Consider the following 25,156-nt stretch of genomic DNA (forward strand, 5'->3'; position numbering starts at 1 on the left):
AGCCACGGGCGCGAGCTGGGGTGGGGGCTCCTGTCCCGTGGCTCATCCCTGCTTCGCGGCCGCCTTCTCGAGCCGCTTCGCCATCACGCGCCAATAGGTGCCCGGCATGAAGCGCTGCAGGAGATCCATGAAGCGCGCATCGCCGCCAATCAGGATGCGGGGCTCATTGCGCTCGATGCCCTCGATGATCCGCAACGCGGCGTCGCGCGGGCTGGTCCTGGCAAGCCGCTCGAACCGCTCGATGGCCTGCACGCGGCGCGCATTGTCGGTCATGCCCTGGCCGGCGCGGGCATTGCGCGCAATCGCCGTGGCGATGCCGCCGGGATGCACGACGGACAGCCGCACGGGACTGCCGGCGGCTGTGAGCTCGTGACGCAGGCTCTCGGAAAATCCCCTTACCGCGAACTTTGCCGCGGCGTAGGCCGATTGACCGGGCGGAGCGATGATGCCGAAGATCGAGGACAGGTTGACGACGTGCGCTTCGCGCTGGCGCGAAAGATGCGGCAGGAACGCGCGCGTGCCGTGCACGACGCCCCAGAAATTGATGTTGAACAGCCACTCCATCTCCGCCTGATCGATCTCGGCGAAGCTGCCGAACAGTGCCACGCCAGCATTGTTGACGACGATGTTGAGGCCGGGATGCGCGCGGGTCGCGTCTACTGCGAACTGGGTGACTGCAGCCACATCGCTGACGTCCAGCCGGTGCGTGGTCACCTTGCGGCCGGTTGCGGTGAGCTCGGCGGCGAGGCTTGCGAGGCCCGCCTCGTCGCGGTCGGCGAGCGCGAGATCGCAACCGCGGGCCGCCAGCTCCTGCGCCAGCGCACGGCCAATGCCGCTGGCTGCGCCTGTCACGGCGGCAGATGCGCCTCGAATGATCGTCATTGTCGCTTCACTCCCCTGATCGACCGGTTCTGCGTGCCTGTTCCAATTGCAGCTGGGTTTTCTGCCACTTTTTCTGATTGGAACCGAACCATCCGGCCGTTCAGCTTTTAACTCACATTACTTTGCGAGCACACATTCGTGGAGGACCTGCATGGGACAGTCGCAACCTTTTCGCGCCACCGCACTGATCGTGGAAGACGATCTGGCGCAGCGCGAGATGATCACGCTGCTGCTCGAAGAGAGCGAGTACGACGTGATCGCGTGTGAGAGCGCGGAGGCCGCCGAACTCGTCCTGAACAAGCCGGGTCATCGCATCGTGCTGCTGATGACCGACGTCAATCTGGCGGGCCGCATGAACGGGGTCGAGCTTGCCCATCTCGCCAAGGCGCGTCACCCCCACATCAATGTGGTCGTCACTTCTGGCCGGCCGTTGTCGCAGCCGCTGCCGGGCGGCACGAAGTTCTGGAGCAAGCCGTGGGCGCCGCTGGACGTGCTGCGCGAAGCCGAGGTGACGCTCGAGCGCACGCCCGATATCAGGTGAGGCGTGTTGCGTGGCAACCGCCGACCGGTGGAGACGTAGGATCGGCTAGCGGGTCGAGCTGACTGAGAGCCGGGTGGAAGCCGCGCTCCCACCCGGGAAGTGCAACTACTTCTTCTTGGCAGCCTTCTTGGTCTTCTTCGCAGCTTTCTTGGTGGCCTTTGCGGCCTTCTTCGCCTTCTTCGCCATGGAATCCTCGTCAGGAGTTGATGGATTGCAACGCGACTTTGAGGCTTCGCTGGCGCACGCCAGCCATGCATCAGCCTCGGGTGTCGATCCCAGCAGATTCGCGAAGCTCTGCCTCACGCTGTCACCAGCGCGGTTGCGCTTATCCACAGCTCGATGCATTCGCCGGCCAGTTGCGCCACTGGCGCTGGGGGCGTGACAAGGTTAGCGGATCGTAAAAGGTGTCTTCATTGATTCAAAACCAAGGCGCAACCTTGGTTGGGCCCTTGAGGAACCGTTAACTGCGCCGCGCCCATGTTGCCTCGAGCAACAGGGTAGCTCATGAGCGCGGCGTTATTGAACATCGAGGACAGGACCTGCGGCGTCCTGCTGTCGGGATGCTGAACGTTCCGACGCTGTGGACCGCCTTCGTGGTCAATTTCCTCGCGTTGGGCCTGATCTGGGCCTACGTGATGCGCAGCTATCCCAATCTGGATTCGGCGCGGTACTGGACGGCATCTGCGTTCATGTGCGCGCCGGCGGCGGCGTTCGCGCTGACGCGGTTCTATTTCGGCTCGTTCGTTCCGCTGCTGGTCGGCGGCTCGCTGATGACCTTCGCGATCTGCCTCGCGGCGATGGGCGTCGAGCGCTTCTATGGCTCCAGGGCGTCGTGGCGACTGAGCTTGACCGTCGTCGCGATGACCTGCTCGTCGATCGCATTTTTCCAATACGGATACGACCACGGCCCACTGAGGATCCTGTGCTACTCGATCGGGCAGGCGGTCCCCATGGCGATCATCGCGCGGCTGGTGCTGGATGCGAGGCGCGGGCCCGTCAATCCGGGAGCGCGGCTGGCCGGCCTGCTGTCCGTTCTGATCATCGCGGTGTTTGCCGCGCGCTCGATCGGGGCGTTCATCGGCGCCGATTTCAATTTCAGCCGCTCCACCAGCGGTCAGGCCGCCGCGGTGCTGCTGCTGATCTTCCTGTCGATGTCGCTCAATTTCGGCTTCCTGCTGATGGCGGTGGACCGGCTGCGCAACGAGGTCGCCGACCTCGCGCTGCTCGACGATCTCACCGGCGTCGCCAACCGCCGTCACCTGATGCAGCGCCTGAGCGAGGAATGCGCGCGCGCCGAGCGCTCGCGGCGGCCGTTCGCGCTATTGGTGATCGATCTCGACGGCTTCAAGATCATCAACGACACCCATGGCCATGCCGCCGGCGATGCCTGCCTGCAGCACTTCACGCTGATGGCCCAGACCCGGCTGCGCCCCGGCGACATGCTGGCCCGCACCGGGGGCGACGAATTCTGCATCGTGCTGCCGGCGTCCGCCTTGCGCGAAGGCGCGATGATCGCGCGGCGCATCCTGCAGGTCTGCCACGACGATGCGGAGGCCTGTGCCGGCGCCGAGGTGCCGATCGAGGTCTCGATCGGCGTCGCCGAATGGACCGAGGATGTCGGCGCCTTCCCCGACCGGCTGATGGCGCGGGCGGACCAGGCGCTCTATGCCGCCAAGAAGGAGGGCAAGAACCGCTATGCCGTCTTCGCCGCCGACCACGAGACGCCGACATTGGCGCCGGACCAGATCGAGCCGATGATGGCGCCGCCGCGTCGGCAGGATGCCGCTGCCGGGTAGCCGGTGCTATCGTTGCCGACCATGAGGCCGGTCCTGTTCTCCCTCCGCGCAGCGCTCGCGCTGCTTCTCGTCGCGCTGCCTCTGCCTGTTGCGGCTGAGGATCTCACGTCGCTCGCCCGTTCGTCCGGCACGCCGGACATCCCGGGACTGAAGATGGTCTGGCTGGCGCCGTGGGGCGATCCGCACCTCGCCCATCCCTGGACCAACATCATCGTCCACCAGACCGAGGGCCCGGCCGGGTCGGCGCGAGCGGGGGCGCTGGCCCAGGCCAAGAACCCGAAACGGCGCGGCGTCACCGTGTGGGTGGAAACCGACGGCACGGTGTATTGGGCGGTGCCGGACACCCTGGTGACCTTGCATGGCGACGGCGCCAACCGCAACGACAACCGCTATATCGACAACGGCCCCACCTATCGCAAGGTCGTGCGCGACAATTCCATTGGCGTGGAGTTCGCCGGCAACTATCCCGACGTCACCACGCCTCCGACGGACGCCCAGGTCGCCGCCTGGCGCGTGCTCTCGAAGCTGCTCCGGCTGCGCTATGGCATCGCCCGGGAGCGGATCTATGCGCACAACTGGATCGACTACAAGGACGCCCGCTACTGCGAGGGCTGTGCGCTCGCCGAGCTCGCCCGCGCCGCGCCCGACTAACTGCACCTAACAAGAAGCCGGCGTCTCCGCCGGCTCCGATCGCATCCAAAAACCACCTTCAAGCAAGCCGCGCGTCTAGTGCGCGGCCTCCAGGGCCGCCGCCTCCTGCCTGGCGATGGCGCCCTTGACGGCGGACTGCACCTTCTCGAACGCGCGCACCTCGATCTGGCGCACGCGCTCGCGCGACACGCCGAACTCGGCCGCCAGGTCCTCGAGCGTCATCGGCTCGTCGGCCAGGCGCCGCGCCTCGAAGATGCGGCGCTCGCGCGCGTTGAGCACGCCGATCGCGCCGTTCAGCGCCTGCCGCCGGTGGTCGTATTCCTCGTGCTCGGCCATGATGGCTTCCTGGTTGGGCGTATTGTCGACCAGCCAGTCCTGCCATTCGCCCGCTTCGCCGTCGTCGCGGATCGGCGCGTTCAGCGAGGCGTCGCCGCCGAGGCGGCGGTTCATGTCGACCACGTCCTGATCGGTCACGCCGAGGCGCTTCGCGATCAGCTTGACCTGATCCGGATGCAGATCGCCTTCATCCAGCGCGTTGATGCGGCTCTTGGCCTTGCGCAGGTTGAAGAACAGCTTCTTCTGGTTCGCGGTGGTGCCCATCTTCACGAGCGACCACGATCTCAGAATGTACTCTTGTATCGACGCCTTGATCCACCACATGGCGTAGGTGGCGAGGCGAAAGCCCTTCTCGGGCTCGAACCTTTTCACCGCCTGCATCAGGCCGACATTGCCTTCCGATACGACTTCGGATATCGGCAGGCCGTAGCCGCGATAGCCCATGGCGATCTTGGCCACGAGCCTGAGGTGGCTGGTCACGAGTTTATGCGCTGCGTCGCTGTCGTCATGCTCGCGCCAACGCTTGGCGAGCATGTACTCCTCCTGCGGTTCCAGCATCGGGAACTTGCGGATCTCGGCGAGGTAGCGTGAAAGTCCCGATTCTCCGTTGAGAACCGGCAGTGTAGCTGTACGGGCCATTGAGCGCCCTCCAGTTGGTTCAGGCCCCCGATAGCGGCGGGCCAGGCAAAGCGGTCGCTTGGTTAAAGCCAACCGGTTTGCGACGTTCCATGCGTCGACCATTCGACGCAGGCGCAACATACACCATTTTCGCTTCCCGGTGGAAGGATTCCGGGGGTCACGACCCCGTGTGGCTCCATTAAGTTTTTGACATGCTTGCGTTTTTCTGAAGGTCCTGCGTCATAGCGCCGCTCGCAGGGCATCCCCCAAAAGAGAAAGATCCTCCGGAAGCTCCGATTCCCAGCGCATTATTTCTCCCGTCCGGGGGTGCTCGATCACCAGCAGATAGGCGTGCAGCGCCTGCCGCCCGAGCGCCTCGAGCGCTGCCCGCGCGGGCGGGGCGAGCTGGTTCGCCTTGGTCTTGAAATGCGGGCCATAGACGGCATCGCCCATCAGCGGATGCCCGAGATGGGCGAGATGCACCCGGATCTGGTGGGTGCGCCCGGTCTCGAGATGGCAGGCGATCAGCGACGCCACCGGCTTGCCGTCGCGGCCAGGAAAGCTCTCCTGCACCTCGTAATGGGTGATGGCCTCGCGGCCCTTGGGCCGCACCGCCATCTTGTCGCGGGCATGCGGATGCCGGTCGATCGGCGCATTGATGGTGCCATGCGGCCGGTGCGGCCCCCCCCACGCGAACGCCAGATAGCCGCGCTCCATCGCGCCGGTGCGGCCGTGATCGGCGAACTGCGCGCTGAGCGAGGCGTGGGCGTGGTCGTTCTTCGCCACCACCATCAAGCCGGTGGTGTCCTTGTCGAGCCGGTGCACGATGCCGGGCCGCTTGACCCCGCCGATCCCGGAAAGACTGGCGCCGCAATGCGCGATCAGCGCGTTCACCAGCGTTCCCGTCTCGTGTCCGGCGGCGGGATGCACGACGAGGCCGGCCGGCTTGTCGATGACGACGATGTCGTCGTCCTCGTAGATGATTTTCAGCGGGATCGCCTCGGCCGCGGGCTCGGCGGCGACAGCCTCCGGCACGTCGATTGTGATCGTGTCGCCGGCCGTGACGTGATAAGCGGGGTCCCGCACCGCCTCGGCACGGAGCGACACCTGTCCGGCCAGGATCAGCGCCTTCAGCCGCGACCGCGACAGCTCCGGCAGCCTGGCCGCGAGCACGCGATCGAGCCGCGGCGAGCCTTCGTCGCCGGCGACCGTGACCGTCATCAGACCGTGGGATTGTGAAGTCGAGATGTCCATGAACTCTACCGTTGCGCCCGAGCCGTCCTCGCCCGAGCAGGCCCAGCTGATGGCGCGGCTGCGGCGCATGATGATGATCGCGGGCGTGACCACCTCGATCGCGATCGCAGTGCTTCTGGTCGCCATCGGCTACCGCCTTTTCCGCGGCGATGGAAGCACAGCTTCGGGCCCGGACCTCACCGCCATGCTCCCGAAGGGCGCCCGCATCGTCGCCACCGGCACCGCCGGCGACCGCCTGGCGGTGACGCTGGATGTCGGCGGCACCACCGAGATCCGCACCTTCGACGCCAAGACCCTCAAACCCACCGGCCGCCTCCGCTTCGCGGTCGAGCCGTGAGGGCAGGGCGGTTTCGCCCGGCCATTTCGGCCCTTTCTCTTTTTGACTTTGGCCCATCTCCCCGCCCGCGGGCAGTCAGCGCCTCCCCCGCCTGCGGGGGAGGTCGCATCGCATCGAAGATGCGATGCGGGTGGGGGAACTCTCTCCTCTGGCACCGGTGCTCGCGGCGCCCCCACCCCAACCCTCCCCCGCAAGCGGGAGAGGGAGCCCACCGCCCTCGCGGTCGGCTGATTCCATTCCCATTGATATCCACTCCCCTCACCACCCGGGCGGTGAGCTCCCCTCCCCCTTGCGGGGAGGGGTCGGGGGTGGGGGTCCCCCCGGGGACTCTCTCCTCCTCCACCCACAAATTCTGCATCCCCCGTCTTGCGGCGCGGCGCGTTCAAGGCTATGCGGTTCACCTCACGCTCCCTTCGTCTAGCGGTTAGGACGCGGCCCTCTCAAGGCTGAAACAGGGGTTCGATTCCCCTAGGGAGCGCCAATAAATTCAATAGCTTAGCTGGACACGACCGAAATCGTCGAATATCCGTCGAATAAGCATCGACGGACGGCAGCGGACTGCGCCGGCCGTGCGTAAGCGGAAGTCGAAGGGCTGCGCCAGCGGCTCGATACGGCGGAGAGGATCGAAAGCACCAAGGCCGAGCTTGATGTCGCGCGTGCTAAGCGGTCGAAAGCATTGCGCGACGACATCCACGAGCGTGGTGATGTGATTCGGGAGGCGATCCTTGCTTTTGAGTCTCTCTCAGGGTCCCTGTACGAAGGGCTGGCAGTCTCACGATTTCAGAAACCGGAAGCGGCCCTCAATTCGAAGTCCATATTGACGGGCAGCGAAGCAAAGGCATCACCAACATGCAGATCTTTTGCTTCGATCTGATGTTAACCGAGATTAGCCTCAAACAGGGGCGCGGACCTCGCTTCCTGATCCAAGATAGCCATCTCTTTGACGGCGTCGACGAGCGTCAGGTGGCCGAGGCGCTGCAACTGGGCTCCGAGCGAGCCGAGGCATCGGGGTTCCAGTACATCGTCACCATGAACTCGGACGCTCTGCCGCGTGAAGGTTTCAGACGTGGTTTGAATATCCTGGATCATGTGCTTGAGACCAAGCTTACCGATGCGACCTACACTGGTGGTCTGTTCGGCCTTCGCTTTGAGTGAGCCGAATGGGAAATGACTTAAAATCCGAGCAGATTGGTCGCATTGGCGAACGGCAGTTCGAACTCTTGTGCGAGCGTGCCGGTCTGTTTTGCAACAAAAGTAGCGTCGATGTGATGGGTTGGGATTTCATCGTCGAATTTCCGATGGAATCCATCGAACAAGGTGTGACGCTTGATCAGCGACCGGCCAGAGGCGTTCGCATACAGCTAAAATCCACCTTGGGCCGATCCGGGAGCCGCATCCGACTGAGTTTGTCTGCAATCGATCGGCTAGCGAAAGACGCGCACCCCGCGGTCATCGTTGTATTCCGCATGAAATCAAATGGTGAGTTGCAGTCCGGTTACCTCGTCCATCTGATTGGCGATGAGCTTGCGCGCGTGCTGCGGCGACTTCGCGTTGCTGAGGCACATAGGGCGCACGACATCAATCATGCCGATATCGGCTACGACTTTGAAAAGGCCGGAAGACGTTTTGAACCCACTCCCGCGGGTCTGCTAGAAGCTCTGACGTTGGTATGTCAGCAAAGTCCAGCCGCGTACACGGTCGAAAAGCAGCGCCAGCTCGCCGAGCTTGGATATGAGCAAGGGCGCTTCACGGCTGAAGCGCTGATCCGGCTCGAGGGGCCGGATCATTTGAATGATCTTCTGCTCGGCCTCGTTCCGCTCAAGCCGCATCAGCTTCAGGTATTCGACAATCGATTCGGCATACGTCTTCCCTATCAGGGGATGTTGTTCGATGACCTTGATGAACTTCGGCTTATCCCGCCGACCCTTGGTTCATGCGATGTATCGTTCCGGGGGCCGGGCTTGGGTCCGGCGGCCCGGTTCGAAGCTGAAATGTTTATCGGGCCTCCAATATCGGGCGGCCCAGAACTGCTGATCCGCCATTCTGATTTCACCATTCGGTTTACGCCCACGGGGCTGAAGTTTGAGACAATCCCGGTCCTGGAAGGTTTTCAACGTAACCTCGCGCAATGGGTTGAGCTGACCCGTGCACTATCGTTGATGGCAACCGGCCGAGCGACCATAACGATCTCAGGAAACACGCGCATTCCTGCGATATCGTTGCCGGCGGATCAGCCAATTGACGGCCCATATCTCGATCTAATGCCGCTCATCTCCGAGTTTTTAGGCGGGTGGCAGCGTCTTCTGGTGACCGCAGGCATCCGGTCTACTGCCGGCATTGATTTCGATGCCTTTTGGGGTGCCAATGATGCCAGGTTCGCGGTCGACCTCTTCCTCAACCCGAAGCCGCTCGCGCGGATGGAGTTTCGGGAGCTTGGCTCTGCCGAGCCGCCTGAGATTATTGAAGGTCTATACTACAACAGCTGTTCGTTTGCCGATGTGAGCCTGACCTACAGTGTCAAGGTATTGTTCACGCGAACTGACGATCCGATTTGGCGATATCGCTCGACTGGATTCCAACCGCTCGACGTTCGCCCAAAGGTGGATGATCACGAAGAATATGGTGCAGACCAAGCAGATGCCCACGGGCTGAGCCTGATCGTCGATCCTAAGAGCATCACGATGATCCATGAACCTTCGTCCGATCCGGCACTCAACTCGAGCGACCGATCGCAATAGGCTGCGGCGAAACTGCCGACACGTCTAGGCCATTAGATGGCCGATGGTGCAGTCGGTGTACGACCAACTGCCAACGACCACCAGATCACGGACAGCGGTGTCGCACATCACGTCTGCATCAGGCCAAGGCGCGCGAAGTCTTGGCGAGAGACTACGAAGTTGAATCCTGTCCCCCTTTCGGGCTCTCCCAGGAGCAGCAGCGAGTGGAAGGTTCTGATGGCTCCCGACGAAGGAACGTTCGCCTGGGCAATGACGCTTTGAACGTAGCGCATCACAAACCCTGCCAGGACATCGGCTGCCTGAATCCCGACCGAGCTGTTCGACGGCGAAAACGTCAGCTCGGCGCGTTCCTTGAAGCCATAGTCGGCATGTTGCACCGGCCAGCTTAAACCCAACTCGGCATATTCTTCGCTGGCTCGCTTTCCCTGTTCGAGAACGTGATCATACTGGAGCTGCTCGTCGTGGATAATCCGAACACCCCCTAGCTGTCTCTCACGGAAAAGATTGATGCGCGCATAAAGATTGGTGAATGACGACAGGTTCGGAAGTATCCAATAAGGTTTCGCGGACTTGCTCAAATCAGGCACAGGCAAGAAGCTATGAACGTCGGGCTGCTGAGCCGCTTCGTCTTTGAACTCGGCGAAGCTGTCGATAACAAACTGGTGTACGAAACCCGCATTCGTATCGGCCGGCATGCGGCTCTCCAACCACGCTATCAATGCCTCGAACGCAAGCCGCGTTGACGCCACCGACGGTTCCAAGCAAGCTTTCACGTATGAATGCATGACAGCCGCAGGCATTAGAGCGTGGAGAAACTCCGCGACGTCATTCTTCATCCGCATTACATCGGTTCTACGGTCAAAATCACCAGCAACCGGCGGGATGACGAAATGATTGACCATCGTGGTGCAAATGAAGAAGCGCTTCTCGACAACCTCCGCGAAAATTGGGCAGCGCTGTTCGCTGAGATAGGCGACAAGATCAAAGACAAAGCCAGGCTTGTTCGTCAACGCGGTTGATTTGATCTCTCGCGTCTGGATACGATGATGTGTACGGAGCCGGTCCAACTCGACGGCGAGAGAATCAACATCATCAATGCCGGCACCTACAAGGGTGAAGACTGGTTGCTGCCCGAAGTCAAAGGCCCTGCCTGTCTTGACAAGATCGCCCGAATTCCCGCTCTCGTCGACATAGAAATTGCGTGCCGTGCGTGCCGGCCAGAACGGCAGTTCGGGCAGCCTGTGGATCATGCGACCGCACTCTGCAATGCATGCTCTAACGCCGGCGCAACCAGCTCATTGAGCATCCGCTCGGCCCACGGCCGCCGAACGTCGTCCACAAGCTTTGCGGTCTCTCGCAGTGCGATGTCGAGTCTTGCGAGCAGCGCCAACGAGCCGTCTTCGACCGCCGCTTCAATCCAGCCCTCGAGCTCCGGCCCCTCTTCGCTTACGCGTCGAAACAGTGAAAACGTAATGGGTTCGACGATCCCGGCCCCGTGGCACACAACCTCACCATATCCTGGGATTTGATGACTAGAGATGCCTCTGCCTTCAAAACCAAGGTCAGGACGTCGAAGCGTGTGCGGGCAGCGACCGACCTCCGAAAGGATTGCCAGATCGATTCGCTCGAGCTCGCCTTCGCGGACAATGCCGATACGCTGTCCGCCGAGATGTGATAAAATCAACCAGGCGTGGGAATGGCCGATTAGCTGGCCAGGTCCCTCGTCGGGATCCACCGGGAACGTATGCCGCTGCCCATCAAACTCGCCGACAAACGATCCGTCCGCCTGGAAGGTCAATTCCATCATCCCGATGCCAGGCACATGCATCGCCGCTTTCATGCCGGGTTTAATCGGGGTCCGCTCCGGTGGCATCCGGACCAACTCCGCTACGACGTCGAGCGGAACTCCCGTGCTTCCGCGCATCGCGTCAGCAAAGGAATGCGCAGCAATGATGTCGCCTAATGGTAACCGCGACGTCACGGATACCATCGAGCGAGCCGCCTCCGTGGCGTCAGCACGTCCCCGCTCGATGAGATCCGATGCGAGCACGATCGACGCTTCACTGGCCAGCAGTTCTGGCAAGCGAACGAACAGAACAGACTCCCCCGATGAATGAAGGCTTGGCTTCAAATAGCCTCGCCTCAGCAGACTATCGATCTCGGCGTGAGGCAGAAAGCCCAAGAGCGTCTGACGACGAACCACAAATGTCGCCATTGCCTCCAGCATGAGGGCGATCGGTCGCTTCTCGTCTTCCACATCGCGGAGAGCAGCTCGCGCAATCTCGCGAAACTGCCGGCGCAACTCGTCGTCAGTAAACCGTTCACGCGCATGCGCGATCAGACCAAGGCTTAACTGCGCGGGAAGGACGGTGGCCCTACCTGGTTGCTCACCGGGTTCGGGAGCGTATCGCCCCCCGAGCGCACGCAAGATCCAGGGCACCCGCAGTTCGCGCGACGAGAGCCCGCCGTGCATGATCGCCATACGATGATCCCATAGAACTCTTGTTGCGAGCTCAAATTCGTCATCATCGAGCACATCCAGTTCGATCCGTCCGTCTATTCGGCGGCCAATCGTTGAGGCTTGGCGCCCGCGCGGGTGCTCTATCAACGTTTTAGTGACCGCATCATCAACGGTTACGAGCAACCGAAGCTCCGGTCCGAAGGATGACGAGCTCAGGTCCTCCAGCTCACGACGCAGACGTTCATGCTCGGGACCGACACCGTCGACGGCGAGCACGAGCGCTGGGCCCTTGCCGCGTGAAAGTCGCGCAAGCCAGGAGCGCGCTTCGTCGGCGCTGACGGGCCAAGCCAGGGATCGCGACAGAATATCGGCAATCGACTGAAAAATGCCAGTGCCTTCATCACCCATGACGAATAGAAGCACCAGGTCAGCAGAATCCGCCGTACGCCGAACCATCTCTCGAACGAGGCTGCTTTTGCCGACGAGTGGCGCGCCCTCAACCAACAGGAATTTCTTGCCGCGCGATAGCTCCACCTCGACGACTGCCGAAGCCTTCCGCGGCAACAGGAAGTCTCGAACGAAGGGTTGCAGCGGCTCGTCCCACCGGCCGCTCAACTCGTCAACTATCGCGTCAGACGCACTCCGGACGGCCTGTACCCAGACGGCCGGCTGTGATCCCATCAAGGTGCTGACCGCGTTCTTGAGGTCGCTTGCGGCGACCCGTGCCGTGGCGGCGACAAGCTTGTGGAATTCTGCTTCGGATGGAGTCGCTGGTTGCCAAGGATTTCCGCTGTATGACTCAAGGATCCGGGTGTCTTCCCCGTTCGAGACGACGACGAGCGGAAAGCGCGGCCGGATCACGCTTGCATAGGAGAGGCCCTGGTCCACGTCCGCCGTCGTGAGCGGCAGCCCTTTGCGCTTGAGTTCCAGAACAGCAAGCGGGGTCTCGTCCCAACGAACCAGGATGTCAGTGCGGCCTTCGGCCTGCCAATCGCGGAGACCGTCAATCTCGATGGTCGCATGCCCGAAAACGAAAGAGAATTTCGTCTGGTGACGGATCGCGCCTGCCGGAAGCCAGGGAAAGGCTTTTCGGATGACTGCATGAATTTCAGATTCGAGGTCGGCCTCCGTAGGAGACCTTGTGAGTTGCGTGGCAGTCATCGGAATAATCTAGTCCAAAAATGATCTGGGCCTGATCTGCGCCCCAACAGAAGCCCGATATTCGAGTCTGACGACCTGATCGCTGGTCGACCCCAACGATCACCGGCAGTCTCGTTATATGGCCCTTCTCCTTGACCGCAGCCAGTGCGCCTAGCCGGGCCCCGCTTGGCCGACTGACATTGAATACGGGCCACGCGCACGGCAACGGGCCAAAACAGTCAGTCAATCTTCGCCCTTCGGCGTGAGACCCTTGCCGTCTGCCGGGTCCGTGAACATAATGGGAACATTCCGGGCGGCAATCCGCGCCGTATCCCTTCTGGTAAATTGCCGGCCGACAGCAGGAGTCGCATATGGAAGACCCGGACGAATATACGATTTATCTGCGCAGCAAACCCGACAAAACCTATGTCGGCTCATCCTTCCCGTCGTTCAGCGGCAGACGGATCAGAATCGCAAACAAATACATTGAGGGGGATGGCGGCTACGAATTTGCGACCGTAAAGGACGAGGTTGTCCTTCGGACCACCCCTGGCGAGAGGATCCAGATCAAGGCGAGCTTTCTCGAAGACGATCGGTCGTTTCAAACTGTCACCATTCAGAAATTTACCAGTAAGGGGCGTGCCTGCGAGTATTTCGCGTTCAGGCCTGCAGAAATCGCAAGGCTATTGAAATTCCTCTCCGACATCAAACGCGTCCATTTTCCCAACGAAGGGAAGATCAATATCTCGGACGCCGATTTGGAAGAGCTGCTCCTCAGCCCCGATCAGATGAAGCGGCTAGCCACTGACAATCAGGATCTGCTCGCGACCTTGGCGCGCACCGAGATTACCAACGAGGACATTGTTGCGCTTGGCTATCGACGCAAGCAATTGCGGATATTCAAGCAGCTGCTTACGGAGCCCTCGTACTTCGAGGAGGCTCTGCGCAAGCATCCCAAGGGTCCTGAACATGTCTGGCAGAAATTCTTCGAAGCCAATCCTTGGATTTTCGGTTGTGGCCTGTCGCTGATCAGCTTTGGTCCACTGGATGACCGCAAACTTGAGCAGTCCGTGCGCGGCTTCGATCTCACCGGCCCGGGCAAACGCGTGGATGCTTTGTTGAAATCACACGCAATGTTGAGCACAACCTGCTTCGTCGAGATCAAGCGCCACGATACCGATCTCGTTGCGGAGAGCAGCTACCGAGCCGGCGTCTGGCAACCGTCCAAAGAGCTGTCCGGAGCTGTCGCTCAGGTTCAAGGCACAGTCTCGGCTGCGCTCGAGCAATGGCAGGCGCGCGAAACGATCGTTGGCACCGATGGCAACCCGACCGGCGAATCCTTGTTCACGACCGAACCTCGTTCGTTTGTGATCTGCGGCAGCCTCGGCGAGTTTCAGGCAGAGCATGGCATCAATGAGCGAAAATTTCGCTCGTTCGAGCTCTATCGCCGCAATCTGATCCGACCGGAAATCGTTACCTTCGATGAGCTTTACGAGCGCGCCCGGTTCATCGTTGAAGCCGAGCGCGTGAGCAAAGACAGTGCTGCTGCCTAGATCTCAATTTGCCGATATTCGCTGCAACGAGTGCACGTCGTAACGTTCGACGTCGGTTCGAACGCGCTCAAGTCCTCCCGCCTTTACCCAGCCGTAGTGACGGCGTTGCGCCGAGCGCAAAGTCATCCCCATCAGATAGGCGACCGCCATCGGACTCTTCCCAAGATCGAAGAGGCGATAGCAGGTCTCAACGCCGCGCTTCATCAGATGGCCTGTTGCAGGAATGTAGTCGTCGGCATAGCTGTAGCCAAGCCGATGATTGGCCGGAAAACGTGGCGAAAGATCACCTACGACCTCTGTGCCCCGCAGGTCGAGTTCGGCATTGATGGCCTCAAAGCGCTGCCGCTCTCGATCAATTTGCTTGGAAATAATTCGATCGAGTCGTTTGAGATCGCGCTCGAAGACGTGCTCGGCAAGTTCGAACAATACGCCGTCCATGGACAGCGTGAGCGAGAGATGACCGCGCCCGCGCTCCCACAACGACCGCCTGTATGCGCGCAGCCTGTCAAGTGCGTCGCCTTTGTAAACCGGCGCGTTGAACGCCAGGTGATCGATCGCTCAGTAGTCACGGCTCACATCAGACATAACCAGTTGAATCCGGTGTGCTATGTCGTTTCGGTAGTCGAGCAACGCCTTTAGCTGCCTCGGTCGATCTGTAGCGTAGGATGTTTCGCTCGATCGCGGACGGACGGCCGCCGCGCGGATCATCATAACGACCCGCCGGGAACGCTCGGCCGTATTGGGATTTGCGGTGGAATTTTGTGAAACCAGGCACCTGGGAACTCCCCTTCTGCGCCTGGATTGCAGGTCCGCGGCGCGACTTCAGAAGATTGGCGGAACGGACGGCGGCAACTGCCGCTCGCTCACGCTACTCGTCTGAGAAATGCACCGGATCGCATGTCTTCTCGTGCTACCGCGAGGCGTTGGACTCTGTGTCAGCATGGACGAAATCGGGCCTGCTCAAGTGGAAAGACGATCGTGGAGCGTCACTGCCCCTAAAGGCATGAAATTGTAGACGGAAATACAATTGGTGTCATTCGGCTCGGCTGTATTCCGCGGCCGAGGTTTCTCGTTGACCAGCCACGCAAAGTTGGTGCCGCGCCATCATGCCAGACCGGCACGGAGCTCTTCAAAGCCGGCCTTCTATTCTTTTCTCGAACTCAGTCGGGCAGCCATTTCGTTCGGAATAGCCTTGCTTCCTGTACCAGGTCGCAAGACGGTTTACCGGAAAGCCCGATTCGAGCGGCTGTGGAGAGAGGGTGACCCATTCGTAGCCTTCCGCGCGCGCACGGACCTCGACCGCTTCGAGCAGCAGCTTGCCAAGTCCGCTGCCCCGGAGCCGGGTAACAACAAACAGTTCGCACAATGCTAGGCAATTTATTTCCGGAAGCTCATCGAACGAAACGAAGCCGATCTCAGTTCCGCTCCTGCGTGCGATAAATTGTTGGGTGCGCCGTCCTTTGGAGCTCGCCAGAATGCGTTGGCTGACCTCTAAATCGTGTCCGACATATCCATCAAGTATGGCAGCAAACTCGATCATCATCATGACGCTCCGTATGGACCCGGCAACGATGCGAGGACTACCGCTGCGTCGCAGGGCGATGTTTCGCTGCGAACGCAAAAAAGTCCTCGGGAGCTACCTTCTTTGCAGCAAGGAGCCGTCCGAATTCTTCAACTAGATCCGAGTAGTCGCTGTCGCGTTCCGGTGCCGGGCGAAAGTCATGCCGCTGGTGCTTAGGACGGCGACGGATCTTCATGAATCCCCCCCTGAGCCGAACATCCAATCCCGGCCTGAACTCGTGTAACAAGCCGCGCGTTGTTTCCGGCTCTGGATCGGGCTCTCTGTCCACCAAAGGATGTTCTTTTACGGAACTCTTTTCGTCTCTTCTGCGCCTGACGACGCGCAGAGCTTGCGCGTGGACCGAGGCCTCTTCACCCTCACTGAAGTAGACGTTTTCGTGCGCGTTGAGCCACTGCAGCTCATTTAGTGCCACAACGTCGTCGCTCGACGAGATAGTGACAACGCGACAGTTCTTCTCGCCTACTTTGTAGGTTTGCGCATCGTATAGCAGGATCAGATATTTCGGCGATAAGGGAAGAAATATTTGCAGACCCGCCTGTCCTAACCCGGTGTGGCCGGCGCGTTCATTGCCTTCGAAATGCTGGTTATGCCGAACAATTGGATTATCGGACGTGATAAGTCCAAGTCCAGAGTTGTTCCGCAAAAGCTTGATCTTCAGATCGTAGACAGCCGGCACCATCCGAGACGCGACCTGAAGCGACATCAGCACCGGATCCTCGAAACCGATCTCATATTGGTCGAGGTCGTCAAACTGCCCACGATAAATGGTCTTAAACAGCTTGTCCGTTGACTCTGCCATCGCATCAGCCTCGTAATTCGTCCGCGCGGCTTGGAGCACGATGAAATGCGACAGGATGATATGCTCAGCAGAAAATGGTCGCGGAACGGCTTCGTTCTTAAGAATAGCGTTGTTTATCAGCTCTGCGGCCGCGCCCTCCATGCCAGCAAGCGCATGCTCAACCGTCAGATCCTTGCCATAGAAATAGTCCCGATAACACTGATTTCTAAGATTTCCCTTGGAAATCACACGTTGCGAGGAGATGTTGTAAATCCCGATGCTCTTCCCATCCCCGGAGAAATTTCGGAGATAGAATTTCGGCACAAAATGGTGCTTTTTGTTTTGCGGCATGGACAAGCAAACCCGAATCGAATGAACTACTCTGTGTCGGCTTTCTTGCAAGAGCAATGAGTGCCGCTGCTCTCAAAAGGTTTCTGCGGCGACCATGCTGACGGTGCTACGTGCCCGGCGGCTTCTCGATCCGAGTGAGGCAAGCGTCCGCCCGATCAACATCCTGAGTTGCGAAGAGCGGTGTATCTAGCTTGTTTTGGTCTCGGCGCAGGGTGAGCCAGGTTTTCCATCAAGAGACAGGCAACGACAGCGAGCAGTGCAGCGAGACAAAAGCGCAACCGCCTATCTGGCTGCGTGCATCTGTCGCCGATCTTGAGGCGTTGGATTTCGAACAGCCGATCGCCGGATCGAAAAGTGCGGATAGCCGTCAAATGGGCGACTTGTTTCGCGCCGCCGCCGGCGACGAAGACGCGTCGGCTGCGGCCGTATTCGGCATGCTTGCGGCGGCTGCAGGAATGATGCTGCGGCCCGAAGAGAAGAACGAGCCATTCGGGCCGATGCTCGTATTGCCAGATGGCCGCAGGTCACCAGCGCCATCCGACTTTCGCGGTCAACCGGAAGAGGTGCTAGCGACTGCCGCTCAAGCAGCGAAACATCCGGCCCTGAGGGCGAGGCTAACGGACCTTTGCTGGGTTCTCGATCGCAAGAAAGGAAAGTTGGGGTCAGGCGCTGTCGCGGCGTACACAGACGTTGTCAAGCGCGTGGACGACGGCTTACTGACATTCCCGTTCGACGAAGGGCAGGGCGCCTTGAAACACGACGCACGCGGTCTGCTGCGACGCGCTCCTCATGTCAGCAGTTTGTTGTTGGGCGCTTGGCCTCAACTCTAATTGAAAAAAATGTGTTTTGGCGCTGCCGTCGGGAGTAATATTCAGCAATGAACAGGTCTAAGGTCGATTCGCCCGATCCTCAGCTTGCAAGCCTCATGGGTCACAGCGCGGTACCGGAGGGTATCCGCGCTGCTTTGGGCAAGCCTTCGGGCGCGCGCTTTTTCAAATGTGCCTTGCAGGTCAACCCGTTCGCCTACACCACGCGCCACGCAAAGAAGACCGCATTCAAGACCGAGGAGGAATACAACGAGGCGATCGTAGCGGCCTGCGTCAAGGAAGGGATCGAGGTGGTCGGTATTACGGACCATTTTCGGATCGCGACCTCGCAAAAGCTGGCCGCGGCTCTCGAGGCTGCCGGCATCCATGTGCTTCTTGGATTCGAAGCAAGTTCAAGCGAAGGCGTGCATTTGCTTTGCCTATTTCCGGGCTCTACCAGCCATAGCGAACTGGAACGAACGATCGGCGCCTGTGGCGTGACCGACCTGACGGCCGAGTCGCCGCAGTCGGACAAGACGTGCGAGCAACTCCTCCAACTTATTCCCAAGATGGGTGGGATCACGGTCGCCGCCCACGCCTGTAGTCCGTCAGGCCTGCTGACGACCCTAAAGGGACAGCCCCGAGCGCGTGTCTGGGGTAACCCTGATCTTCTGGCGATCGCCTTGCCCGGCCCGCGTGCCAGCGCGCCCGAGAATTGCCGTGACATTATCGCTAACAAGGACCCGGCGCATGCGCGGCCTCACCTCGTGGCGGTCATCAATGCCAATGATGTGAGCGATCCTGCCGCGCTTGCCGATCCTAGCACGACCTCGTGGATCAAGATGGTCGTTCCTTCGATCGAAGGTTTGCGCCAGGCGTTTCTCGACTGCGATTCACGCATTCGTCTCAACAGCGATCCCGCTCCGACACAGCATACCGAGCTGATCGCCGTCTCCTGGGCAGGTGGACTACTCGACGGTCAGTCTCTTCGGTTCAACGAATCGCTCAACGCTCTGATTGGTGGCCGCGGTGCGGGAAAATCCACCCTGATCGAGAGCCTGCGGTATGCATTCGAGCTTCCGCCCAAGGGCGATGAGGCAAAACGCCAACATGACAGCATGATCAAGAGCGTGCTCGGGCAGGGGGCGACGATTGCGGTGTTGTTGCGCTCGCCGCGTCCGTCACCTCAATACTACTTGATCGAGCGCATCTATGGCAGTAAGGCCCGCGTGCGCGACCAAAGCGGTGAGCTTTTGCAGAACGTCAAGCCACAGGCGGTCCTCGGCAACCTCGAGGTCTACGGCCAGCATGAGATCTCCGAACTGACAAGGTTCCCCGAGAAACTCGCCCAGTTGCTGCGTCGATTTACGGAACCGACTGCCGACAAGTCCGCGGCCAAAGCCGGTTTGCGCGAGGAATTGGAGCGCTCTCGAACGGCCGTCACGACCGAGGAGACTGAGATCGGCCGCATTGAGGAGGCCCTCGCGGCGCTGCCGGCGCTCAAGGAGCACCTCAAGCGATTTGCCGCTGCGGGCCTCGACGAGAAGCTCAAGGACAAAACCCAGATCGACAAGGAAGGTCGCCTGTTCGAAGATGCCATGGAGATGGTCGGTAAGGCCAGCGAACTCGCTGCCGAAGTTCTTGCGCAGGGGACGGCCGATGGACCGATAGTCGGGGATGATGCCAAGGAGCTTCCTAACGGCGTGATCGTCGCGAAGCTCGACAAGGTTCAGAAAGATCTACTTCAGAAGATCACCGCCGCCGGCAAGGCCATCGAGGCAGCCGTCAAGGAGGCGACTAAGGCGGTTGAGACGATCAAGGTCGAATGGACGCCGAAGCAAACGGCGGCCAACGAGCTCTATCAGAAGACCCTCAAGCAACTGAAGGCGGAGGGACACGACGCCGACAAGTTCGTGCAATATAAGAATCAGGTCGAGCGCCTGAAGCCCAAGGAGACCGAGCTCAAGACGCGCAAGAAGACGCTGGCGGAACTGCAAAAAGCAAGGCGCGAGTTGCTGGCCAAGTGGGATGCCGCAAAGGCCGAGGACTATCGCGAGCTTCAGAAGGCGGCCCGCAAGGTTTCGAAACGGCTGAAGGATCGCGTGCGCGTCAGTGTGCGCCCAAGCGCAACGCTCGACCAGTTGGAGACGGCCATTCGCAAACATTGCTCGGGAAATTTCACCCAGCCTCTTGAGCGGCTGCGCGCAAAGGACGACTTGAGCCTCACTGATCTCGGATCGGCTGTCGCCGAAGGAGCGGCTACGCTCGTCAGCAGGTACGGATTCTCACAGAACGCGGCAGAGCGCATGGCGCAAGGCGGGGCGGCGCTCGCTCTGGAAATTGAGGAGTGCGAAGTGCCGGCCGAAGCAGTGCTGGAGCTGAACGTCGGCAGTGAGAATGCACAAACCTGGAAAGAACTTGCGCAGCTCTCGACTGGGCAGAAAGCGACGGCCGTGCTCCTGCTCCTCTTACTCGAATCTGACGCGCCGTTGATCGTCGATCAGCCCGAGGACGATCTCGACAACCGGTTCATCGCCGATTGCATCGTCCCGACGATGCGCGACGAGAAGAAGAAGCGGCAGTTTATCTTCTCGACGCACAACGCCAATATTCCCGTCCTTGGAGACGCTGAGCAGATTGCTGGGCTTACGCCGGTTGTGGAGAGCGGAGTTGAGCATGCGACGATCCCTGACGACCTGTGCGGATCGATCGATACTCCTGCGATCAAGGAAATGATCAAAGACCTGCTGGAGGGCGGTCAGGAAGCGTTCGAATTTCGCAGGCAGAAATACGGGTTCTGATCCGCGCTGAGAAGGCCAAACGCGCGGGCCTGATTTGTTTGCGATGTCCGAGCGACGGCCTTTTCAGACCTAGCGCACGTCTGATTTGGGCTGCTGGGCTGAAGGTCAGCAACCGGCCCAAAACGAATTGAACGAGGCCATTACATCAGCAGCGCCAGCGGCTTCGCGTCGTCGGCTTGCTGCAGCGCTGACAGTGAACGCTGAGAAGGCGGACTGGCTTGGGAACTGGCATCTCGTTCTTTAGCAGCCTGAGGGCTATGCGCTCGAGTTCGGTGCGGCTCGATACGGCGGCAGGCACGGAGCGGCTGCGCGTCATGATCCCGAAGTCCTTGAACTTGACCTTCAACGTCACCGTTCTCCCGTAAGAATGGCATGTCGTGTCTGATCATCGGTGGCAAGGGGCAGGTGGGAGCTGCGGTGATAGGTGCGCTGACTGCGGAGCCGTCCTGGGCTGAGGTCGTGATGTCAATCGCGGGGCGATTTCTCCGTGCACTCATCCCCGTGTACGGCAAATGATCTTGGATTCGGCAGATGCTCGGTTTCCGGCAGAAGTGACCGAGCTTGCCTCGATCATAATTGCGCAAGGCGCACCCGTCTAGGCGTGTGCGGCAACGGCCGCAGCGGGCTCTCGTGAACCGAACCGCGTGGCGTCTCGGCCATCCAGCTTCGATCCCTCGCTCGGAATTCAGAATGATGTGTCGCTCGCCGGAGGCACTCGCTCGCGGGCCGCGCCGTCATTGCATATCGACGTCGCTGTCACTGTCCTGCGTTCGGGTGCCTTGTTAACCGGTCTCGCGACTGCAGTCGGTTCCGCGTCCCGCCGCGGTTTCCGCGTCGGCGCTATGCTGACGCTCCTGCGGCTGCCTTTTTCTTCCGGACATCGCTTGCACCGACAGGTCTCTCTTCTCGCAAGAGGCTAAGGGGCGTTGCCCCTCGCGCGCACCAGGGTGAAGCGCCGGCTGGTGCCGGCGCCGCCCCGAGCGGTCTCCCCGGTCTTCCGCGCTCCCTCACGTCCTGAATCGTCGCGGTCGGTCATGCGCTTGTGCAGACCCAGCTTCTAGCGAGCGGCCCTTTTCGGGCGGGCGATCCCCCTCCGCTCGGGTCGCCCTGGCACTTGCTACCCCCGGTCTCGCCGACGGGCAGGGGCGCAGGCGCGGAGTGCGCGCGCTATGCGCCCATCAAGCGAGAGAAGGGAGATCGATCATGACGGCCAAATCAGTGGAAACCATTGTGGAGAGCGGGACGGAGGTTTTCATCCCGCTCAACAAACTCAAGAAGTCCCCGAAGAACGCCCGCAAGACGCTGCACAGCGAGGCGGCGATCGAGGCCCTGGCGGCGAGCACTGCCGCCAAGGGCATTCTGCAAAATCTGGTTGTCGAGCCGGAGTTGGATGGAGAAGGTGCGGCAACCGGGTTCTATGTCGTGACCATCGGCGAGGGCAGGCGGTTGGCTCAGCTCCTGCGCGTGAAACGAAAGGAGATCAAGAAAACCGAGCCGATCCGCTGCATCGTCGACACCGCCAACGATGCCCACGAGATCAGCCTCGACGAGAACGTCACCCGCAGAATATGCATCCCGCCGACCAGTTCGAGGCGTTCAAGAGGCTCGCGGACGAACGCGGCTTTGGCGCCGAGGAGATCGCGGCCCGCTTTGGTGTGACCGCTCAAGTGGTGCGGCTGCGGCTGCGGTTGGCAGCAATTTCGCCAAAGCTGATGCAGGTCTATCGCAAAGGCGATTTGACCCTTGAGCAGCTGACGGCGTTTGCCCTCACCGAGGACCACGCGCGTCAGGAGGCTGCGTTTGACCGGCTGTCCTATCATCGCGACGTCAGCTCCATCCGCCGCCGGCTGACCGAAACCCATGTCCCTGCCAGCGACCGGCGCGCGCGTTTTGTTGGCATCGTGGCTTATGTGGAGGCGGCGGGACCGTCCTGCGTGACCTCTTTAGCGAGGATCGCGGCGGCTATCTGGAAGATCTGGCATTGCTCGATCTGTTGGTGACAGCAAAGCTGGGCCGTGAAGCCGATGCGCTACGGGCGGCCGAGGGCTGGAAGTGGACGGAGCCCTATCCGGATTTCCCGTATGCCCATGGCTTGCGGCGGGTCTACCCCCATCAGATCGAGCTGTCGGCGGAGGATCAGGCTGCGCTTGAGACCGCCAAGCACGAAGTCGAGCAACTGTCCGAATGGCATCAGACCGCGGACGAAATCCCTGACCATGTGGATGTCCGGTTCTGCGAGCTCGAGGCGGAGATCGACCGGCTGGAGGCGAAGCGGCATGCCTACGACCCCGATGATATCGCCCGTGGCGGCGCCTTTGTCATTCTCGGCCATGACGGCGACCTTCGCATCGAACGCGGCTTCATCCGGCCTGAGGATGACAAGCCGCGACCGCAGCCGGAGCAGGCTGGCGAGGCCTCGGAGCCGCTGGAAGCCGAAGGCGCAGATGGCGAAGCTGCTGAGGGTGGGGAGGGTGAGGAGAGTGGGACCGACGACGAGGAGGAGGATTGTCCCTTATCGGACCTCCTTGTCCGCGACCTCACAGCCTGGCGCACTTTAGGACTGCGGCTCAATTTGAGTGAACAGCCAGACGTCGCCATCATCGCTGTGACCCACGCGCTCGCCGCGCAAAACTTCTACATCGGCGCCAATGCGCATGTTGTCGGCATTCAGCCGGTCAGGACCGATCTGGCATCACATGCCGATGGGATCGAGGATGCCGCGCCTGGGAAAGCGTGGGCGGATCGCAATGCCAATTGGGCAAGGCAGCTGCCGCGCGATGTTGCCGGCCTGTGAGCTTCGTGGCCGGACTCGATCACGACAGCCGCATGGCCCTGTTCGCGCATTGCGTGGCGCTGACGGTCAATGCCATCAAGCTGCCATGGGAACGGCGGCCGCGCGCGCTGGCCACAGCCGACCGGTTGGCGCAAGCAGTTGAACTGGACATGACCGGATATTGGCGTCCAACGGCGCGCAGCTATCTCGGCCGTGTCACCAAGGCTCATATCCTCGACGCCGTGCGGGAAGGGGCGGGCACCGAGGCGGCCGACGGATCGCGGATATGAAGAAGGTCGATATGTCAGAGGCTGCCGAGCAGCTGTTGGTCGCGACCGGCTGGCTGCCGGTGCTCTTGCGGACGCCCAGACGCGATCAGGAGCGCGTCAGCGAAGCGCCTGACGAGCAAAGCGGCGCGTCCTATCCCGCCGCTGCCGAGTGAGAATTGTGCCTGAGCCGCTCTCGCGGCTCCGGCGGCACATCGGGAAATGTTCGGCCGCGCACCTGACCGGCGCGCGGCCAATCGGTTATTGTGACGGTGTCACGCAATATCAGTGACGGCGTAACGCGATCGCCCAACCTTCTTGTGAAGTGGAAGTGCGAGCGCGGACTAGCCAGTTGACCGCGCGTTGGCGGATATCCAAATCGACGCCGTCCATCTCGACCAGCGATGATATTGTCGCCTCTGGCCGAGACGTTGTCATGAATCGAGCGCCACGATCGGCTGGGCAGGCAACAGCAGGGCCTCTGCAATCTGGCAGGTGCCGCCCGAACAGTCTGGCTTGCGTTAGTTTCGACGCGACATCACGGTGGTTGCTTAGGGCACGTCAGAAATCCTTCGACCGCTGCGGCCTTGGTCGCGTCCGCGTGCTGCATCTGCTCCAATGGTTGCCATGGCTATCTCCGTATGTCGGTAGTGCCGCGTCCGACGCGACCTCGAATGGGCTGATCAGACCCGAGGGCCGGCCAAAGCCTCGATCGCCTTCCCGCAACGGCTACGCCGGCTTTTTTCCCCTGCCGCCAAGCGGCGGCATTCCTCGCGACAAGTCAAAAAAGCCGGCTCTCATCGTCCTCCGCTTGCGCTTCGGGCCTGACGGCTGCGGGCCGATCGCTCCCCGGGCCAAGGACCGCCATCGAGGCCGCGATGGCCGCGGCCCGAGCAAACAGACGGAGACCACCATGGCGACTATCGGCACCTTCACCGCATCGGATAACGGCTACACCGGCTCGATCAAGACGCTGACGCTCAACATCAAGGCCAAGTTCGTCGCGGCCGAAAAGGACAACGACAAGGCGCCGGACTACCGCATCTTCGCCGCCACGGTCGAGTTCGGCGCGGCCTGGAAGAAGACCGCCCGCGACAGCGACCGCGAATATCTCTCGGTCAAGCTCGACGATCCGAGCCTCCCGGCGCCGATCTACGCCTCGCTGGTCAAGACCGAGGGCGACGAGGGTTTCACCTTAATCTGGTCGCGCCGCAGCGGCGACTGATCCAACGCTGGATCATCGGCCCCGCCTTCGAAGGAGGCGGGGCTTCTTGCATGTTCATCGCCGTCTGGAAGGAAGGCCAAGGCTCTTTTTCTCAAGAGGGATTGCTAAGGGCTCCGCCCTCGCGCGGGCAAGGGTGAAGCACGACAACGTGCCGGCCGGAGCGGTCTCCCCGGTCTTCCGCGCCTCTCACTGATGCCAAGAATCTCGCACTGAAACGGCGCGTGCAGACGCGCGCGGATCTCGCGCGCCCTTGTCAGGCGGGTGATC

19 protein-coding genes, 1 tRNA gene and 2 pseudogenes are annotated in these 25,156 nt (G+C 61.1%); 12 read left to right on the top strand and 10 right to left on the bottom strand.

Annotation, left to right across the window (positions count from 1 at the left end; translation table 11 throughout):
- Nucleotides 1–42 precede the first annotated feature (42 nt).
- The gene (locus QX048_RS21600) at nucleotides 43–882 is read right to left on the bottom strand and encodes an SDR family NAD(P)-dependent oxidoreductase (protein WP_315754829.1); all 840 of its coding nucleotides are present in this window, start codon (nucleotides 880–882) and stop codon (nucleotides 43–45) included.
- A 151-nt stretch (nucleotides 883–1,033) separates the two neighbouring features.
- Between QX048_RS21600 and QX048_RS21605 the strand changes: the two genes are divergently transcribed.
- Nucleotides 1,034–1,423: a response regulator gene (locus tag QX048_RS21605; RefSeq protein ID WP_315718298.1), complete on the top strand. Its 390-nt coding sequence runs from the start codon at nucleotides 1,034–1,036 to the stop codon at nucleotides 1,421–1,423.
- 105 nt (nucleotides 1,424–1,528) lie between these two features.
- On the opposite strand, the gene QX048_RS21610 is transcribed toward QX048_RS21605, so the two are convergent.
- A complete protein-coding gene (locus tag QX048_RS21610) occupies nucleotides 1,529–1,756 on the bottom strand; it encodes a hypothetical protein (protein ID WP_315718297.1) in 228 nt (75 codons plus the stop codon).
- 227 nt (nucleotides 1,757–1,983) lie between these two features.
- Here QX048_RS21610 and QX048_RS21615 point away from each other — a divergent pair, with 227 nt between their 5' ends.
- Both QX048_RS21615 and QX048_RS21620 read left to right on the top strand, forming a co-directional pair.
- A complete protein-coding gene (locus QX048_RS21615) occupies nucleotides 1,984–3,219 on the top strand; it encodes a GGDEF domain-containing protein (protein ID WP_315826668.1) in 1,236 nt (411 codons plus the stop codon).
- Between the two features lie 21 nt (nucleotides 3,220–3,240).
- Nucleotides 3,241–3,870: a peptidoglycan recognition family protein gene (locus QX048_RS21620; protein WP_315826748.1), complete on the top strand. Its 630-nt coding sequence runs from the start codon at nucleotides 3,241–3,243 to the stop codon at nucleotides 3,868–3,870.
- Between the two features lie 75 nt (nucleotides 3,871–3,945).
- On the opposite strand, the gene rpoH is transcribed toward QX048_RS21620, so the two are convergent.
- Together rpoH and QX048_RS21630 are read right to left on the bottom strand one after the other, a co-directional pair.
- On the bottom strand, nucleotides 3,946–4,845 hold the full coding sequence (gene rpoH / locus QX048_RS21625) for an RNA polymerase sigma factor RpoH (protein WP_315754871.1): 900 nt from the start codon (nucleotides 4,843–4,845) through the stop codon (nucleotides 3,946–3,948).
- A gap of 219 nt (nucleotides 4,846–5,064) precedes the next feature.
- Nucleotides 5,065–6,045 carry an RluA family pseudouridine synthase gene (locus QX048_RS21630; protein WP_315826749.1) on the bottom strand — a complete coding sequence of 327 codons (981 nt, stop codon included), beginning with the start codon at nucleotides 6,043–6,045 and terminating at the stop codon, nucleotides 5,065–5,067.
- 31 nt (nucleotides 6,046–6,076) lie between these two features.
- Here QX048_RS21630 and QX048_RS21635 point away from each other — a divergent pair, with 31 nt between their 5' ends.
- The 4 genes from QX048_RS21635 to QX048_RS21650 all read left to right on the top strand — a co-directional run bounded on the left by QX048_RS21635 (nucleotide 6,077) and on the right by QX048_RS21650 (nucleotide 9,153).
- Nucleotides 6,077–6,415, top strand: coding sequence for a hypothetical protein (locus QX048_RS21635; protein ID WP_315718294.1), 339 nt, complete (start codon nucleotides 6,077–6,079; stop codon nucleotides 6,413–6,415).
- A gap of 406 nt (nucleotides 6,416–6,821) precedes the next feature.
- Nucleotides 6,822–6,896 (top strand) — tRNA-Glu (locus QX048_RS21640).
- A 335-nt stretch (nucleotides 6,897–7,231) separates the two neighbouring features.
- The gene (locus QX048_RS21645) at nucleotides 7,232–7,570 is read left to right on the top strand and encodes a DUF2326 domain-containing protein (protein ID WP_316200682.1); all 339 of its coding nucleotides are present in this window, start codon (nucleotides 7,232–7,234) and stop codon (nucleotides 7,568–7,570) included.
- A gap of 5 nt (nucleotides 7,571–7,575) precedes the next feature.
- A complete protein-coding gene (locus QX048_RS21650; RefSeq protein WP_316200655.1) occupies nucleotides 7,576–9,153 on the top strand; it encodes a hypothetical protein in 1,578 nt (525 codons plus the stop codon).
- Between the two features lie 107 nt (nucleotides 9,154–9,260).
- Here the strand turns inward: QX048_RS21650 and QX048_RS21655 are convergent, their stop codons facing one another.
- Together QX048_RS21655 and QX048_RS21660 are read right to left on the bottom strand one after the other, a co-directional pair.
- Complete coding sequence (locus tag QX048_RS21655; RefSeq protein ID WP_316200656.1) at nucleotides 9,261–10,403, bottom strand: DUF3800 domain-containing protein; 1,143 nt, start codon at nucleotides 10,401–10,403, stop codon at nucleotides 9,261–9,263.
- Nucleotides 10,400–12,775 carry a type I restriction enzyme HsdR N-terminal domain-containing protein gene (locus QX048_RS21660; protein WP_316200657.1) on the bottom strand — a complete coding sequence of 792 codons (2,376 nt, stop codon included), beginning with the start codon at nucleotides 12,773–12,775 and terminating at the stop codon, nucleotides 10,400–10,402. Before QX048_RS21660 ends, QX048_RS21655 begins: the two co-directional genes overlap by 4 nt.
- 350 nt (nucleotides 12,776–13,125) lie before the next feature.
- Between QX048_RS21660 and QX048_RS21665 the strand changes: the two genes are divergently transcribed.
- Entirely contained in the window at nucleotides 13,126–14,307 is a 1,182-nt protein-coding gene (locus tag QX048_RS21665) for a Shedu immune nuclease family protein (protein WP_316200658.1), read from the top strand.
- Between the two features lie 3 nt (nucleotides 14,308–14,310).
- Here QX048_RS21665 and QX048_RS21670 read toward each other — a convergent pair whose 3' ends face one another.
- The 3 genes from QX048_RS21670 to QX048_RS21680 all read right to left on the bottom strand — a co-directional run bounded on the left by QX048_RS21670 (nucleotide 14,311) and on the right by QX048_RS21680 (nucleotide 17,018).
- Entirely contained in the window at nucleotides 14,311–14,733 is a 423-nt protein-coding gene (locus tag QX048_RS21670; RefSeq protein WP_316200659.1) for a hypothetical protein, read from the bottom strand.
- Between the two features lie 703 nt (nucleotides 14,734–15,436).
- On the bottom strand, nucleotides 15,437–15,853 hold the full coding sequence (locus tag QX048_RS21675; protein WP_316200660.1) for a GNAT family N-acetyltransferase: 417 nt from the start codon (nucleotides 15,851–15,853) through the stop codon (nucleotides 15,437–15,439).
- Nucleotides 15,854–15,887: 34 nt separating this feature from the next.
- Nucleotides 15,888–17,018 (bottom strand): DUF4238 domain-containing protein, encoded by a 1,131-nt coding sequence (locus tag QX048_RS21680; RefSeq protein ID WP_316200661.1) that lies wholly within the window; start codon nucleotides 17,016–17,018, stop codon nucleotides 15,888–15,890.
- Between the two features lie 212 nt (nucleotides 17,019–17,230).
- Here QX048_RS21680 and QX048_RS21685 point away from each other — a divergent pair, with 212 nt between their 5' ends.
- Entirely contained in the window at nucleotides 17,231–17,848 is a 618-nt protein-coding gene (locus QX048_RS21685) for a hypothetical protein (protein WP_316200662.1), read from the top strand.
- 47 nt (nucleotides 17,849–17,895) lie between these two features.
- Nucleotides 17,896–20,625: a TrlF family AAA-like ATPase gene (locus tag QX048_RS21690; RefSeq protein WP_316200663.1), complete on the top strand. Its 2,730-nt coding sequence runs from the start codon at nucleotides 17,896–17,898 to the stop codon at nucleotides 20,623–20,625.
- 140 nt (nucleotides 20,626–20,765) lie between these two features.
- Here the strand turns inward: QX048_RS21690 and QX048_RS21695 are convergent.
- Nucleotides 20,766–21,001: pseudogene (locus tag QX048_RS21695) on the bottom strand (DNA polymerase IV); the annotation flags it as partial.
- A gap of 827 nt (nucleotides 21,002–21,828) precedes the next feature.
- Between QX048_RS21695 and QX048_RS21700 the strand changes: the two are divergent.
- Both QX048_RS21700 and QX048_RS21705 read left to right on the top strand, forming a co-directional pair.
- Nucleotides 21,829–23,840, top strand: a pseudogene (locus QX048_RS21700) (ParB/RepB/Spo0J family partition protein).
- Between the two features lie 737 nt (nucleotides 23,841–24,577).
- Nucleotides 24,578–24,889, top strand: coding sequence for a DUF736 domain-containing protein (locus QX048_RS21705; RefSeq protein WP_316200664.1), 312 nt, complete (start codon nucleotides 24,578–24,580; stop codon nucleotides 24,887–24,889).
- Nucleotides 24,890–25,156 lie beyond the last annotated feature (267 nt).

Origin of the sequence: Bradyrhizobium sp. SZCCHNS30572 (assembly GCF_032484415.1) — a bacterium.
Taxonomy (GTDB): Bacteria; Pseudomonadota; Alphaproteobacteria; order Rhizobiales; family Xanthobacteraceae; genus Bradyrhizobium.

What these genes read in the sequence shown, in the direction of transcription:
- QX048_RS21615 (WP_315826668.1), top strand. Translation starts at nt 1,984, where the DNA reads ATGCTGAACGTTCCGACGCTGTGGACCGCCTTCGTGGTCAATTTCCTC.
- QX048_RS21600 (WP_315754829.1), bottom strand. Translation starts at nt 882, where the DNA reads ATGACGATCATTCGAGGCGCATCTGCCGCCGTGACAGGCGCAGCCAGC.
- QX048_RS21635 (WP_315718294.1), top strand. Translation starts at nt 6,077, where the DNA reads ATGAACTCTACCGTTGCGCCCGAGCCGTCCTCGCCCGAGCAGGCCCAG.
- QX048_RS21680 (WP_316200661.1), bottom strand. Translation starts at nt 17,018, where the DNA reads ATGCCGCAAAACAAAAAGCACCATTTTGTGCCGAAATTCTATCTCCGA.
- QX048_RS21650 (WP_316200655.1), top strand. Translation starts at nt 7,576, where the DNA reads ATGGGAAATGACTTAAAATCCGAGCAGATTGGTCGCATTGGCGAACGG.
- QX048_RS21655 (WP_316200656.1), bottom strand. Translation starts at nt 10,403, where the DNA reads ATGATCCACAGGCTGCCCGAACTGCCGTTCTGGCCGGCACGCACGGCA.
- QX048_RS21620 (WP_315826748.1), top strand. Translation starts at nt 3,241, where the DNA reads ATGAGGCCGGTCCTGTTCTCCCTCCGCGCAGCGCTCGCGCTGCTTCTC.
- QX048_RS21605 (WP_315718298.1), top strand. Translation starts at nt 1,034, where the DNA reads ATGGGACAGTCGCAACCTTTTCGCGCCACCGCACTGATCGTGGAAGAC.
- QX048_RS21660 (WP_316200657.1), bottom strand. Translation starts at nt 12,775, where the DNA reads ATGACTGCCACGCAACTCACAAGGTCTCCTACGGAGGCCGACCTCGAA.
- QX048_RS21675 (WP_316200660.1), bottom strand. Translation starts at nt 15,853, where the DNA reads ATGATGATGATCGAGTTTGCTGCCATACTTGATGGATATGTCGGACAC.
- QX048_RS21665 (WP_316200658.1), top strand. Translation starts at nt 13,126, where the DNA reads ATGGAAGACCCGGACGAATATACGATTTATCTGCGCAGCAAACCCGAC.
- rpoH (WP_315754871.1), bottom strand. Translation starts at nt 4,845, where the DNA reads ATGGCCCGTACAGCTACACTGCCGGTTCTCAACGGAGAATCGGGACTT.
- QX048_RS21705 (WP_316200664.1), top strand. Translation starts at nt 24,578, where the DNA reads ATGGCGACTATCGGCACCTTCACCGCATCGGATAACGGCTACACCGGC.
- QX048_RS21690 (WP_316200663.1), top strand. Translation starts at nt 17,896, where the DNA reads ATGAACAGGTCTAAGGTCGATTCGCCCGATCCTCAGCTTGCAAGCCTC.
- QX048_RS21630 (WP_315826749.1), bottom strand. Translation starts at nt 6,045, where the DNA reads ATGACGGTCACGGTCGCCGGCGACGAAGGCTCGCCGCGGCTCGATCGC.